Here is a 13,752-nt window from a genome sequence, read left to right on the forward strand (position 1 = left end):
CTCCAAGGTTCGTTTTTTCTGAGATGTGCTCTATACTTGTACGCGGACTTGGTTGGTCAACGTGGCCCCTTCCGGGTTCGGGTTTTTTTCTTCCCGGAATTGCCAAAACCAATGAGTATTCATTCTGAAAACGATCAGGACGTCTTGTCGCTTCTGGAGCGGACCTTCTTGGAGATCTCTACGGACGAATCGCGCCGGGTGGAGTTGCTGCACCAGCTTTTGGGTGAAGCGGCATGCTATCGGCTGTCGATTTACGAGATTCCTCGCGACTTTCTGCTTTCGGTCGTGGTGCCCATTTTCAATGAAGTCAACTCGCTGCAACAAGTTATTGCAGCAGTTCGCCAATGCGGTTTCAAGTGCGAAATCATTTTGGTCGACGATGGCAGCACCGACGGAACGCGAGAATTGCTGGAAACGCTCCGCGATCAGACCGACCTGAAGATCATTCTGCACGAGAAGAATCAAGGCAAAGGGGCTGCCCTGGCGACCGGTTTCAAGGAAGCGACCGGCGATGCGGTGATCATTCAGGACGCCGATTTGGAATACACACCCAACGATTACCGCGCTCTGCTGCAGCCGATCATCTGCGAAGGGGTCGACGCCGTTTACGGTAGCCGCTTTATCACCGGTCAGCGGAATGTTCCCCGCGTGCGGCATTACCTGGCCAACAAGATGGTGACCATGTGGTCGAACTTGTTCACCAATCTACTGCTCACCGATATGGAAACCTGTTACAAGGTGTTCCGCCGCGAGGTTATTCAAGAGATCGCGCCCACGCTTCGCGAGAAACGCTTTGGCGTCGAGCCGGAAATCACGGCTAAGCTGTCCCGCCGCAAGGGGCTGCGAATTCGCGAAGTTCCGATCCGCTATTACCCTCGCACCTTTGAAGAGGGAAAGAAGATCGGTTGGAAAGATGGCATCCGGGCCCTGTGGTGTGCTATCCGATATTAAGTTTCACACCACCTATCAGCTCGCCTTCGCTATATGAATGATGCCCCCACGCCCGAGAACGCGGCATCGCCTATCGACCCCGACCTGATGCGCAAGACGCAGCGGGCAACGCGGTTGACCATGATTGGTCAGATCGCCGGGCAAGTCATCTCGCTGGTCGTCATCGCCGAATTGTATCGCCTGGTTTCTCCGGCCGAATTCGGGTTGCTGGGGATGTTCATGCCCATCATGCTGCTGATTCGCTCGTTCGGGTCGCTGGGGATGGATATTGCGACGGTGCAGAAAAAGGGGCTGACCAACGAAGAAGCCTCGACGCTGTTCTGGTACCAGGTGATTACCGGCGTCATTCTGACGATCATCCTGATCGGGCTCTCGCCACTTCTGGCGATGTGGTTTCAAGCCGAGCGGTTAACGATGGTGGGCATCGCCCTGTCAGGCACGGCCTTGCTGTACAACAGCTATTCGCAACATAAATCGCTGGCCGAGAAGAAACTGCACTTCGGCCGGTTAACGATCGTGCGAGTTCTTTCCTTGATCGTGAGCGGCATCTTGGCGATCGTCGCGGCGTATAGTGGCTGGGGCATCTGGGCCTTGGTCGTCCAGCAGTATAGCGAACTGGTGGTGCTGAATATCGGCTTCTGGGCGATCGAACCATGGCGACCTGGCAAGTGTGCTCCGCTGTCGGAAATGAAGCAGCTGCTCAACTTCAGCGGGTACTACACGCTGGGCGGCGTTTTCTTTGCGGTGGGTCAAAACCTGGACAAGATCGTTTTGGGGGCCGTCTTTGGTTCGAGTGCCGAGGGGCAGCAATGGATCGGCTATTACACCCAGGCCTACAACCAGATGATTCGCCCGGTCTATTTGCTGACCTCGCCGGTGACTTCGGCCATGTTGCCGGCATTGTCGCAGGCAAAAGGGAATCCCGAATCGTTCGCTGCCTTGACGGCTTCGTTCTACCGTATGGTTGGCATCATGTTGGCTCCCTGTTCGATCGGGATGCTGATCGTCGGAGACGAACTGATGCCAGTGCTGGGGGGAAGAGATTGGATTCAGGCCGGAGATATCCTCTCGATCATGGGCTTGATGATTGTCGCCCAGAGCTGGATCAATATCTCGGGAAGCTTGATGAGTGCCGCTGGTCGGGCCGACCTATTGGCGGTCGGAGCCTTCGGCAACTTGGTGATTCTGTCCGGGGCATGCGGCGCCGCGTACTTCTTTGCCGGGAAAAATGACGCCGAACTGTTTACGATCGACTTGGCAGGCCTGGTCATGCTGGCGACCGTTGCCGTATGCGGACCGTATCTGGCGTTCTGCTTTAAGAGTACCGGAGTCCCTGTCGGGAAAACATTCAGCCAGCTAACGCCGGCTCTGGCGGCTTCGATCTTGATGGGAGCAGTCGTCTACCTTGCCGGCTTGTTGGACTACTACCTGCCGGACGCATTGACTCTGGCCGAAGAAATCATCGTCGGCGTGATCATCTACTTTGTCTTTGCCCGCAACGAGATCCGCTGGCTATGGCGGCAGCTGCGTGGCCTGAAGCCGGATGAAGACATTCACACGGTGGTGGATTAGCACATCCGGTCCCCTCTCCACCGTCCTCGGGGGAGAGGGTTAGGGTGAGGGGGCATGTCGCGTCCTGTGAACTGCATGTGCGAACGGGGTTCTTATCGGTGCCTAAATCGAAGTTGGCGATGACTGGTGAAGGTCGCTCTAGAAACCCTCACCCTAGCCCTCTCCCTGCAAGGGAGAGGGGACTAGAAATAGTGGATTAAAGCTTGCCGAGGATGGAGTCGCCGCGGAACTTAGGCCGGGCCATGACCAGCTGGCTGACGCCGATCTGGCGTTCATCAAAGCCGGCTTCGCAGTAGGCCAGGTAGTACTCCCACATGCGAAGGAAGTAATCGTCCATACCCAGGGCGCGAATGCGGGGCAGATTCTCGAAGAAGTTCTCTCGCCAGGCGGCCAGGGTGCGAGCGTAGTGACTACCGAAATCTTCCGCATGCACGATCCGCAGGTCGGTCTTCTTGGCGATCGAGCTTGCCATCAGGTGGTACGACGGCAGAAAACCGCCGGGGAAGATATAGCGTTGAATAAAGTCGATCCCCCGCGAGTAGCTTGCGACGCGTTCATCGGGAATCGTAATCACTTGCAAGGCCATCGTTCCGTCCGGCTTCAACAGCGACCCGCACTTCTCGAAATAGGTGTCGAGATAGTCGCGGCCGACCGCTTCGATCATTTCGATACTGACAACATGATCGTAGGTACCGGTCAGATCGCGATAGTCTTGCTTGAGTAGCGTGACACGGTCCTGAAGGCCCGCATCTTCGATTCGGCGGCACGCATAATTAAACTGCTGCTGCGAGATGGTGGTCGTTGTAACGTGGCAGCCATAGTGCTTGGCGGCATACTCGGCGAAGCCACCCCAGCCCGTTCCGATCTCCAGTACGCGACTTCCTGGCTGAATGTTGAGTTTGCGGCAGATGCGATCGAGCTTGGCAATGGATGCCTCTTCCAAGGTCGCGTCTTCCCGCTCGTAAATACCAGAGGAGTACATCATCGTTGGGTCGAGCATCAACTGGAAGAATTCGTTGCTCAGGTCGTAGTGCGCCGCGATATTATTGCGGCTTCCTTCCTTGGAGTTTCGCGTTTGCCACTGCTGTAGATTGCGCCACGGTGCCAGCCAGAACGACGAATGACGTTCAACCCCTTTCAAACGATCGAGATTACGCGCCATGATCCGCAGTAGCGCGGTCAGGTCGCTACAGACCCACTTCCCTTCCAGGTACGCTTCCGCCGCAGCGAGCGTTCCTCCCAGCATCATGTGTCGATAGACGCGTAGGTCGTCGATACGCACGACCGCCCGCAGTTCGACATCGTGGCTGGGGCCGAACTGAACCTGGCCCAGCGGATCGATGATGAGCACGTGCCCTGCTTCGATCTTCGAGAGCGTGCGATGCAGGATCTTGCGGCATTGCCGCGCGACGTAGCAGTGAAGGCCTGCGGAAACTTGGGGGAGTGCCTTGCGTAGCCGCAGCGCAGGATGCTCGATCGCCAGTTCGACTAGGCCGGTTCGGTCACTTGCACAGGAACGTGGGCTGCGTGCTGACTCTGCGGGTGAGGATATATGGGACATCGTTTCCACCAAAGTTTCCAAGCTTCATAGTAGATTGCGGCAACGACTTTCAGGCTCATTGCAGGCAGTCGCCATAGAAACCGTTGAATGGTGCGCTGAGCTAACGGCTTTTTTTCCAAAGACATCCCAGCATAAAAAACAGGACGCCCCTCTTCATAATTCTCGAGACCCACAGCCAGGTGCTCACCGACCGAGCGAAACGACCAGCGGTAGGTGTGATTCATCGGCATGAACGGCGAGACATGCATCTCTTTGGGGTGCTCGCAGATCCAGGCCTGATCGGCTTCGCTCCACTGCGGCTGAAGCAGGTAGACCTGCTGCTCGCCCCAGGGAATGTTGTTGACCTCGGCGAGGATGATTGCCGGGAAGTCGCTTTCGGGCGAGTCGTACAGGAAGAAGATATTCAGCGGGCTGAAGTAGTGTCCGAAGTATCGCAATTGCGTGAGCAACCGGATCGGCCCCTGGGGACACGTGCCTAGCTTTTGCGTTACGAGCGACCTGACACGCTGCTCGAGTGAGCCTGACTGCTCGCGCAGGTGGACATCACGCGGAAACGAGATGGCGGCGCGGCGATGATCCGACAAGACTTTGCCAGGGCCGACCACCTGGTCGAGTTCGGCAAGGTCGAAGTAGGCCATCGTTAGGCGGTAGTCAAACTGATGCTTGACGGGCCCATAGCGTGTGTGGGAGACCGTTCCTTCGTACAAGCAACTGTGCATTCGTCCAAGTTCTTTCCAAAGTAAGCGGCAACGGCCAAGGCACTCTTCACACCATCCTCGTGGAAACCATATCCACACCAGGCACCACAGAAGTACGTTTGCCGCTGACCCTGAATTTCCGGCAGACGCTTCTGGGCGGAATACGAGTGACGGTTGAACGCGGGGTGATCGTAGCTGATCTGCTGCAGGATTTTGTCGGGATCAATCCGGTCGGTGATGTTCAAGCTCAACAGGATTGGCGTTGGCGAAGGGACGTTCTGCAAGCGAGAAAGGTCGTAGGTCACGCTGGCCGTGGTCGACCGATGGTTATCAGGCAGCAGGTAGTTCCAACTGGCCCACGCGTGACGGTGCTTGGGCAGCAGCCGCGTGTCGGTATGCAGGACGGCGTCGTTTGGTTGATAGGGGAAGTGACCGAGGATCTCTCGTTCCTGCTCGGTGGGCTGGTCGAGCATCTTCAGCGTTTGGTCGGCATGCGTGGCGAAGATCACCTGGTCGAACTTTTCCGCCTGATCGTCCTTGGTGATCACAGTCACTCGCTCACCGTCACGTAGAACGCGTTTGACCGGCGAGTTCAAGCGGACGCGATCTCCTAGCGGCTCGATGAGCTTCCGGACGTACTGCTTCGATCCGCCGATGATCGTTTTCCACTGGGGGCGATTCCTGATGGCCATCAGGCCGTGGTTGTCGCAGAAGCCGAGGAAGAACTGGGCCGGGAAGTCGAGGATTTGCTGCGGCTCGGCCGACCAGATCGCGGCGGCCATCGGCAGGAGGTACTTTTCCCGAAACATCGTGCCGACACGACAGCGATCGAGAAACTGGCCCATCGTTTCCCCTTCGCCGATCGTGGACTGCTGGACGGCTTCAGTCCCCAGGCGATTGAACCGCAAGATGTCCCGCAGCATATTCCAGTAGTTGAGCGAGATTATGTTCTTCCAACTGGGAAACAGCCCGCGGAGACTACTGCCTTGGTATTCGAGGTCCGTCTTTTCACAGCGAACGCTGAAGCTCATATCACTGTCTTGAGCATCGACCTCCAGCATATCCAGCAGGCGACAGAAATTAGGATAGGTTCGGTCATTGAAGACCATGAACCCGGTATCGACGTCATAGGAATGGTCGTCGATCAGGCAAGTGACCGTATTACTGTGCCCGCCTGGATAGCTGGCGGCCTCGAATAGCGTAATGTCATGATCGTTATGCAGCAGGCGAGCAGCCAGATTGCCGCTGATACCACCCCCGATGACTGCGATCCGTTGACGATTCATGGCACGCTTTCTAAGACGTAGCGGAGTGGGAATGGGACGAGTAGCTGTTGGTTTCTTCTTTCGGCGCCGGTGGCCACGGAAAGAAACTACTCGTTCGCCGGATATAGTCGGCGTACTCGGGCCGACGCGTTTGGATGCGTTTCTCAAGATGGGCTACACCAGAGAACCACAGCAAGCAGAAGGTCATCAGTGCCGGGCCAATGATCGTCCACCAGGCCGACGCATCGAACGAGATCGCCAGCACGTAGTAACCACACCAGACGAGAAAGTCGCCGAAATAGTTGGGATGCCGCGTGTAATGCCACAGCCCTTGATCCAACACCTTGCCTAGGTTCTGGGGATTGCTCTTGAAGCGGGCAAGCTGATAGTCGCCGATGGCCTCAAAACTGACGCCGACCAGCCACAGCAGCAGGCCAATGGGCGTGAGCGTCGTGAAGCTCGCGTCGAGCGTTGGGATGACCTGCAAGGGAAGGGAGACAATCCACATGATCGTCCCTTGCAGCCCGAAGATGACAACCAGGCTGAAAAGGGCGAAGTTCCGCCCGGGCTTCTCTCGCATCTCGGTGTAGCGAGAGTCTTCTCCCTTGCCGATGTTTCGCCAGCTGAGGTAGCCGGCCAATCGGCAGCCCCAGAGGGTGACCAGAATGGTTGTCACCCAGGCAGCAGACGTTGGGGCGGGAGCGTTCAGCAGCGAGACCCACGAGATCACCACAAAGCCGAATCCCCAGAAGAGGTCGACGATACTGGCATCCTTCAACCATAGGCTGAGCAGCCACAGGGAAACCATGCACCCTGCGATGACGCCAGCGTTGAGCAGAAGTAGATTCGTGAGGTCCATAAAAATGCTGCGGGGGTAGGCATGATCATCGCGCTAAACGCCTAAACCGCAGCAATTTCTAGGACTTAACTCGCTTTCGCTGTTTTTTGCTCGGCAATCCAGCGGTCGATCAGACGCTCGAGAACCGGCAGCGGAATCGCCCCGTTGTCCAGAACGGCGTTATGGAACTTACGCAGATCGAAGTCATCTCCCAGCTGCTGCTCGGCCTTGGCTCGCAGCTCTTTGATCTTCAGTTCGCCGATCTTGTAGGCCAATGCCTGACCGGGCCAGACGATATAGCGGTCGATTTCGACGGCGACTTCCAGGTCGCTCTTGCCGCTGTTTTCCTTGAAAAACTTGATCGCTTGCGCGCGGCTCCAGCCCATGTTGTGCATGCCGGTATCGACGACCAGCCGGCAGGCCCGCCACATCTCGAAGGTCAGCTGGCCGAACTTGTCGTACGGAGTCTGGTAGAAGCCCATCTCTTCGCCGAGCGACTCCGCATACAGCGCCCATCCTTCGACGAATGCCGTGTAGTGTCCCTCGCGGCGGAACTTGGGAAGGTCGGTCAGCTCTTGGGCTCGGGCAATCTGCAGGTGATGGCCAGGGCAGGCTTCGTGCAGCGTGAGGGCTTCCATCTCGTACTTCGGTCGGCTATCGAGCGCGTAGGTATTGGCCATGAAGAACCCCGCTCGGGCAGCTTCCGCTGAGCCTGGGTAGTAGCGAGCCGACGTCTGGTTCGGGGCTTCATAATCAGGGAATGCCCGGACGCCGTAAGGCAGACGCGGCAGTTCGACGAACAGCTTCGGCAGCTCGGCATCGACGCGCTTGGCGATGTCGCGATACCCGATCAGCAGGTCGTCTGCTTCAGTGTAATAGAACTGCGGGTCGGTCTTGAGGAAGTGGATGAACTCTTCAAAGCTTCCCTCGAAGCCAGACTCGCGAATTACCTTTTCCATTTCGCCACGGATCCGCTTTACCTCGCTCATGCCGATCTCGTGGATCTCTTGCGGCGTCAGATCGGTAGTCGTCGAGTTGCGGCACTTGTAGGCGTAGTAATCCCGGCCATCGGGCAGCGCAGCGGCGCCGATGATCTCAGCGCCCTGGGGTAGGTATTCGTCTTCGATGAACGTCTTCAGCTTCAGCATGGCCGGGAAGACGCTGCTGGCGATTGCTGCTTTGCCGAGCTTCGTCAGTCGGTCTTGTTCTTCCTCGGAAATCGAATCCGGAAAGTCGTTGAACGGCTTGAACAAGGGACTGTCGGTTGCGTCGGCCAAGACCTGGCCGCTGATCTGTTTGGGGATACTACGCAGCGGCCCAGGCGGCTGCACCCAACGCGTTTCAATTCCCTTTCGCAGCAGCGCCGTGTTTTGCTCCAGGTACTTGGGGTAGCTGTTGAGCCGGGCGATGTAGTTCTCGTAGTCCTTTACCGTTTTGAACGGCATTTGTTCGGCCGTGTAGGCCAGGTCGAACTGAGGACCGCCCAACTGATCGATCGCGAAACGCTCGGTCGGATACTTCTGCCCTTCAATCTGGCGGCGAACGTTGTATTCGAACAGCTCGTACGACAGCAGGTCTTGCCCGGTCAGCTGACTGGCGTCAATCTCCTGCAGTTTCTTCAGAAGCTGGTGCGGGTGCTTGTTCCGCTCGTCGATCGCGGCCTGGGAATAGTCGGTCCATTTGTCGTTACCGCGCGGGTCACCGATCGACGTACCCATCGTGGGGTAGTTATTCAGTCGCCACTCCCAGTCTTCGGCAAACAGCTGATGAAGCTGTTCGGCCGCCGAGTTCTCCTGGGCGAAAAGGGAATCAGGGAGCGCAACCAGGGCGACCAACGCGACGGCGACCAAGCGAAGCAGCGACATGCAGTATCCTTCGGACGTTCAGGGACTATCGAGGCAAACCAGGGGTGCCTCTATTCTGAACGACGAAGGATTTCCCGCCAACCTGTTAAATGTACAATTTTACGAATCGTTGTCAGAGAAATACTGGACGGTACCCAGCGAAGAGATCGCGGCACCGATTCTCGACAGGGCGACCGCATAGGCGGCCGTTCGCATATCGATCTTCTTTTCGACCATCCAGTCGTACACGTGGTTGAATTCCTGGACCATCATCGCGTGCAGCTTTTGCTGGACTTCATCCAGGCTCCAGTAGAACCCTTGTTGATTCTGAACCCACTCGAAGTAGCTGACTGTTACACCGCCGGCATTGGCCAGGATGTCAGGGACAACCAGCTTTTCCTTTTCGTTCAGGATCTCGTCCGCTTCGCCGGTGACTGGACCATTGGCCACTTCGATAATTACCGGGGCTTTGATCTTGTCGGCGTTGGAGACGGTGATCACGTTTTCCAGCGCGGCTGGAATGAGAATGTCGACATCCAACTCCAAGAGCTCTTCATTGGTAATCGTATCGGCTTGGATCGCCTGGCAAACCGAACCGGTGCAGTAGACGGCCTGTAGTCGCCGCGATTCGTTCTTGATCTGAATCAAGCTGGGAACATCGAATCCATCCGGCTTGTAGCATCCGCCGCGTGAATCACTGACGGCCACCACCTGGTATCCGTCGGCATGCAGCAGGTGAGCAATCGATTGACCGGCGTTACCGAAACCTTGCACCGCGACACGCGTGTTCTTGGGAACCCAGTCACGCTTCTTTTCGAGTTCCTTGATGCAGTAGTAAGCCCCACGTCCGGTCGCGTCTTCGCGGCCTTGGCTACCGCCCAGCGGAATCGGCTTACCGGTGATCACCCCAGGCGTGCGGCGACGATGGATCTTCGAGTACTCATCCATCATCCAGCCCATGATCATGGCATTGGTGTACATGTCCGGGGCAGGGATGTCGGTCTCGGGGCCGATGAAGTCGGCGATCTGTTCGATGAACCCACGCGAGAGTCGCTCGAGTTCCATCCGCGAAAGCTCTTTGGGGTTCACGCAGATGCCCCCTTTGGCGCCGCCGTAAGGAATGTTCATCACGGCACACTTGAAGGTCATCCAGAACGCGAGCGCTTTGACTTCCGAGATATCGACAGCTGGGGAGTAACGCAGACCGCCTTTGGTTGGGCCACGCGTATCGTCGTGGCGAACACGGTAGCCGTTGAATACCTTCAGCGAACCATCGTCCATGCGGACAGGGACTGAGACTTGCAGGATCTGCTTGGGATGTTTCAGGCGTTCGAGCGCTTCGGCATCGATGTCGGCAAACTGAAACGCTTTGTCGAGACGAGCGATCGCGCCGGAGAATAGATCGACATTCGTTGGGGCATTCATGGCGAACCTACCTTGCTGGGGCTATAGATGAGGTGAGTTTTCGCGCCGGCGAGTGGGGATCGCGATCACGCGAGACTTCATCTCTTTTATTGTTCCCCTACTCAGACGGAGAAGCAATACGAGGGATGCATTAGCGGTGATAGACCATCGGCGGTACGCCGGCGGTGGGTAGCGAGGCCGGCGTGCGTTTGGGAAGCGAGACAGGCTTGGAAACTTCGCGGCGAAGGACTCGCCGGGCGACATCCGTGTAGATCTCTTCGTGACGGATCACATTGCGATAGTTGTCGAACATCTCGAGGAATCGAGCTCGTCCGGCAACACCCATCTGCTCGGCCAAGTCGTCGTTTTCCAGCACTTTGGCAACAGCCGCTGACAACGCAGCGGCATTCTTGCTAGGGACCAGGTAACCGGTCTCGCCGTCGACAACACTTTCGATGAGCCCACCGACGCGTGTGGCGACAACCGGTTTGAACGCGGCCATCGCTTCGGGAGGTGTCAGGCCGAATGCTTCCTGCGTAGGACAGGCCACCAGCAGATCAATAGCCCGCATCATATTGGGGATATCGAATTGAAAGTCGATAAAGTGGAAATGGTCTCGCAGGCCGAGCTCATTGAGCCGGGCATCGATCTTCGGCATGTAGCGTGGACAACGGTTGCCAATGACGGCTACTTTGGCATTGGGGACTCGCCGCAAGATTTCCGGCATGGCTTTGACCAGCAGCAGGTGATTCTTTCGCGGGCAAACGTCCCCGACGATCCCGATCACCTTGTCGTTTTGGGTGAATCCGTTTTCCTCACGCCAGCGATCACGAAGTACTTCTGCGTTTCTTGGGATCGGAGTGTGGTCGATCAGGGCCCGCACTGTCTCGATGTTTCGAGGCCGGACACGATTCCAGTTGATTTCGATGCCCCGGGTATGATCTGAATTTGCGATCACGAAATCCTTCATCATCCAATAGGCGTGAAGTTTCGTGTGATGGGCGGTCGCCACGACCGGGACCTTGGTGAACATCTTCAGCAGCGTGCCGAAGATCTGACCTCGGGTGTTGTGCGTATGGACAATGTCGATGTCTTGCTGTTCGATCCACTGGGCCATCGCTTTCAGGTCATGAAAAGGCCAGCGTCGTAGATCGGAGAATCGGAATTTGACATTGGTGCCAGGAAGTTGGCTTTGAATCCAGGAATCCCATTCGCCGACCAGGGTGACATCGTGCCCACGTTTCGCGAGCCCTTCCGCCAGGCGGAGGCACTGGATCACGGCGCCGTTAACGCCGACTCCGGATATAAGTTGCACGATCTTCATGGGAGGCCGCATGGTTCCTGGGTGTCTCGTCAAGCCGATCCGGCGGCTGATTGCGCAGATCGGATGGCGTTCTTAACGAAATTGCCAAAACGAGACAAGACGAACCCCGGGATCGCCCAGCCCCACCATCGGTGCCATAAGGTGGTTCTCCCTAGCCTTGCTAGTTGTGATAAAGTATGACAAATGCATTCTGAGACTCGATTTGACAGCAGTGATAGCACCTGATGGCGCACTACACGGGAAGTGGCGGAACCGACGGCGGAAACATGGTCATGTTTTGGCCGGGGAACCTGCCTGAAGAAGCGGACACAATGCTCGAGAACGACCCGTTCTCGTTTGCGGAAACCATGCGCGAAGAGGGAAAGATCATCTGGTTTCTGTGCGACGGAGAGGGGGACTTCTCCGTGAGCGTCTATGTCGACGAAGACCCGCCGGCCGATCTGCGTAGTTTTCTGGAAGAAGAAGAGCACTACCCGGACGTCTTCGTGAAGGGGGATACCTACTTTGGCGGGCTCGAGTTCATGTACCGCGAGCACAACCCGCTGCTGGAAGAATTTCCCGATATGTGTGGAAATTTAGAGATTCCGGATGGCATTTACCAAGGAAACGTCTATCGAACGAATATCCCACCGGCGTTCAGCCGTACGTGGCTGATGCAGCGGATGGGGACGAGTCGCTACCGCGTACTGCATTGGCAGCAGCTATTGAGCAAAGCGGCCATGCTGGGGTTGGTGGGCGTGTTGTTCGCCTTCTTCTTCCTGGTCTGGTACATCTGGTTGGCCGCCGTGGGCGCGGTACTGCTGACCTTTGTCGCAGCCGTCCTTCTGGCTCGGTCTGAGTCGTGCCGGGAAGCGATCGTCGCCATCGACGAGTTCACCACGCTATTTCCTGAGTATGTCGTACTGCTCACATCGCAGCCGCCGGAAGCGGACCAAGAACCTGAGAACGAAGAACTGGCAATGCCGGTCGGATAGAACCTTTGAAGCTGAAATGTCCCAACTGTGATGTTTACCTGTCGACGCGGCAGATGAACGTCGATAACGATCTCGCGATTTGCCACGACTGCAACGAAGCGTTCAAGATTTCGCGGCTGCTCGAACCGCAGCCAGAGCCGGAAGTCTACGAGAACGCCGGCTGGGTCAGCGACGCAGGTGAGTCGTTCAACGTCAACGATCCTCCCTTCGGTGTTTCGTACGATAACTACGGCATGGGGTGGCGTATCGCATCGACGACACGCAACGCGTCGGCCTTCTTCCTGGTGCCGTTCATGTGCGTTTGGTCGGGCTTTAGTCTCGGCGGCATCTACGGTTCGCAAATCGCCGAAGGCAAGTTCGATCCGATTCGTTCGCTCTTTGGCATTCCCTTTGTTCTGGGGACTTTGCTGTTCGGATCGTTTGCCGTTTTGAGCGTGATTGGCCGAACGGTCATCAAGACCGACGAAATGGATCACGACGCCGGCAGTATCTTTTTGGGAGTCGGCCCACTTGGCTGGACGACTCGTTTTCGCTGGTCGGAAGTGCGACGAATCGACGAGACACTGTCGAGTGGCAAGAATCGCTCGAAGCAGATCACGCTTTACCGCGATAACGGAGACATCAATTTCGGTAGCATGCTCTCCGACAAACGTCGCCGGTACATCATCTTCGCACTGCGGCAGTTGGTGGGAACCCGCTAAGAAGCCTGCCAGGCGGCGATAAGCGATCGCGCGGCGTTCCCGCGGTGGCCTGCCTGGGCGGTGTGCTCTTCATCGAGTTCGGCCAGCGTGTGGTCCTTGCCCGCCAAGAGGAAGACCGAGTCGTAGCCGAACCCGAATTCACCGATCGGTTGCCGGCCGATTCGACCGCGGCACTCCCCTGCCCCTTCGATGATGACGCTGCCGTCAGGGGCGGCGACACATAGATGACAGACGAACCGTGCCGCACGCTTATCATCGGGAACGTCGAGCATATGTTCGATCAAAAGTGCCAGGTTCATGGCCATGCTCGCATCGTCGCCGGCATAGCGGGCCGAACGCACGCCGGGGGCTCCGGCCAGGGCGTCAACTTCCAGGCCCGTATCGTCGGCGATTACCCACCGCTGAAGCTGGCGAGCATAGCCACTGGCCTTCTTGCGGGCATTTTCCAGCAGCGTCTGACCATCTTCGACGACCGGCTGAAGATCCGCATCCTGAGGAAGGGGAAGGACCGGAAGCCCGAGCGGCTGAAGCAGCCTGGTCAACTCGCGAACCTTGTGCGGGTTCGACGTGGCGACGATCAGTTCGTGGCACTCGCTCAGACGTGGTGACATGACCGGCAG

At 57.2% G+C, this 13,752-nt stretch carries 12 protein-coding genes; 4 read left to right on the plus strand and 8 right to left on the minus strand.

Features of this window, described 5'->3' with window-relative positions; genetic code table 11:
- The first annotated feature begins 111 nt into the window (after window positions 1-111).
- Together PSR63_RS14615 and PSR63_RS14620 are read left to right on the plus strand one after the other, a co-directional pair.
- Window positions 112-951 carry a glycosyltransferase family 2 protein gene (locus PSR63_RS14615; RefSeq protein WP_274334187.1) on the plus strand — a complete coding sequence of 280 codons (840 nt, stop codon included), beginning with the start codon at window positions 112-114 and terminating at the stop codon, window positions 949-951.
- 33 nt (window positions 952-984) lie between these two features.
- Entirely contained in the window at window positions 985-2,523 is a 1,539-nt protein-coding gene (locus PSR63_RS14620; protein WP_274334188.1) for a lipopolysaccharide biosynthesis protein, read from the plus strand.
- Window positions 2,524-2,719: 196 nt separating this feature from the next.
- Here PSR63_RS14620 and PSR63_RS14625 read toward each other — a convergent pair whose 3' ends face one another.
- The 7 genes from PSR63_RS14625 to PSR63_RS14655 form a co-directional block, all read right to left on the minus strand.
- Complete coding sequence (locus tag PSR63_RS14625) at window positions 2,720-4,084, minus strand: SAM-dependent methyltransferase (protein ID WP_274334189.1); 1,365 nt, start codon at window positions 4,082-4,084, stop codon at window positions 2,720-2,722.
- Window positions 4,012-4,803: a DUF1365 domain-containing protein gene (locus tag PSR63_RS14630; RefSeq protein ID WP_274334190.1), complete on the minus strand. Its 792-nt coding sequence runs from the start codon at window positions 4,801-4,803 to the stop codon at window positions 4,012-4,014. Before PSR63_RS14630 ends, PSR63_RS14625 begins: the two co-directional genes overlap by 73 nt.
- Window positions 4,725-6,068, minus strand: coding sequence for an NAD(P)/FAD-dependent oxidoreductase (locus PSR63_RS14635; RefSeq protein WP_274334191.1), 1,344 nt, complete (start codon window positions 6,066-6,068; stop codon window positions 4,725-4,727). The genes PSR63_RS14630 and PSR63_RS14635 overlap by 79 nt, the downstream gene beginning before the upstream one ends.
- Before the next feature lie 10 nt (window positions 6,069-6,078).
- Complete coding sequence (locus PSR63_RS14640) at window positions 6,079-6,906, minus strand: DUF1295 domain-containing protein (protein WP_274334192.1); 828 nt, start codon at window positions 6,904-6,906, stop codon at window positions 6,079-6,081.
- 65 nt (window positions 6,907-6,971) lie between these two features.
- Window positions 6,972-8,750 carry a DUF885 domain-containing protein gene (locus PSR63_RS14645; RefSeq protein WP_274334193.1) on the minus strand — a complete coding sequence of 593 codons (1,779 nt, stop codon included), beginning with the start codon at window positions 8,748-8,750 and terminating at the stop codon, window positions 6,972-6,974.
- A 99-nt stretch (window positions 8,751-8,849) separates the two neighbouring features.
- On the minus strand, window positions 8,850-10,154 hold the full coding sequence (locus PSR63_RS14650; RefSeq protein ID WP_274334194.1) for a Glu/Leu/Phe/Val family dehydrogenase: 1,305 nt from the start codon (window positions 10,152-10,154) through the stop codon (window positions 8,850-8,852).
- A 130-nt stretch (window positions 10,155-10,284) separates the two neighbouring features.
- The gene (locus tag PSR63_RS14655; RefSeq protein WP_274334195.1) at window positions 10,285-11,457 is read right to left on the minus strand and encodes a glycosyltransferase family 4 protein; all 1,173 of its coding nucleotides are present in this window, start codon (window positions 11,455-11,457) and stop codon (window positions 10,285-10,287) included.
- 224 nt (window positions 11,458-11,681) lie between these two features.
- Here PSR63_RS14655 and PSR63_RS14660 point away from each other — a divergent pair, with 224 nt between their 5' ends.
- Together PSR63_RS14660 and PSR63_RS14665 are read left to right on the plus strand one after the other, a co-directional pair.
- A complete protein-coding gene (locus tag PSR63_RS14660) occupies window positions 11,682-12,431 on the plus strand; it encodes a phage holin family protein (RefSeq protein WP_274326420.1) in 750 nt (249 codons plus the stop codon).
- A 5-nt stretch (window positions 12,432-12,436) separates the two neighbouring features.
- A complete protein-coding gene (locus PSR63_RS14665) occupies window positions 12,437-13,132 on the plus strand; it encodes a hypothetical protein (protein ID WP_274326421.1) in 696 nt (231 codons plus the stop codon).
- Here the strand turns inward: PSR63_RS14665 and rdgB are convergent.
- Complete coding sequence (gene rdgB, locus PSR63_RS14670; protein ID WP_274326423.1) at window positions 13,129-13,743, minus strand: RdgB/HAM1 family non-canonical purine NTP pyrophosphatase; 615 nt, start codon at window positions 13,741-13,743, stop codon at window positions 13,129-13,131. The genes PSR63_RS14665 and rdgB overlap by 4 nt on opposite strands.
- Window positions 13,744-13,752: the final 9 nt, after the last annotated feature.

This window comes from Bremerella sp. P1, from assembly GCF_028748185.1.
Taxonomy (GTDB): Bacteria; Planctomycetota; Planctomycetia; order Pirellulales; family Pirellulaceae; genus Bremerella.

Coding starts and splice junctions, on each gene's coding strand:
- PSR63_RS14615 (WP_274334187.1), top strand. CDS start 112: ATGAGTATTCATTCTGAAAACGATCAGGACGTCTTGTCGCTTCTGGAG.
- PSR63_RS14620 (WP_274334188.1), top strand. CDS start 985: ATGAATGATGCCCCCACGCCCGAGAACGCGGCATCGCCTATCGACCCC.
- PSR63_RS14625 (WP_274334189.1), bottom strand. CDS start 4,084: ATGTCCCATATATCCTCACCCGCAGAGTCAGCACGCAGCCCACGTTCC.
- PSR63_RS14630 (WP_274334190.1), bottom strand. CDS start 4,803: ATGCACAGTTGCTTGTACGAAGGAACGGTCTCCCACACACGCTATGGG.
- PSR63_RS14635 (WP_274334191.1), bottom strand. CDS start 6,068: ATGAATCGTCAACGGATCGCAGTCATCGGGGGTGGTATCAGCGGCAAT.
- PSR63_RS14640 (WP_274334192.1), bottom strand. CDS start 6,906: ATGGACCTCACGAATCTACTTCTGCTCAACGCTGGCGTCATCGCAGGG.
- PSR63_RS14645 (WP_274334193.1), bottom strand. CDS start 8,750: ATGTCGCTGCTTCGCTTGGTCGCCGTCGCGTTGGTCGCCCTGGTTGCG.
- PSR63_RS14650 (WP_274334194.1), bottom strand. CDS start 10,154: ATGAATGCCCCAACGAATGTCGATCTATTCTCCGGCGCGATCGCTCGT.
- PSR63_RS14655 (WP_274334195.1), bottom strand. CDS start 11,457: ATGAAGATCGTGCAACTTATATCCGGAGTCGGCGTTAACGGCGCCGTG.
- PSR63_RS14660 (WP_274326420.1), top strand. CDS start 11,682: ATGGCGCACTACACGGGAAGTGGCGGAACCGACGGCGGAAACATGGTC.
- rdgB (WP_274326423.1), bottom strand. CDS start 13,743: ATGTCACCACGTCTGAGCGAGTGCCACGAACTGATCGTCGCCACGTCG.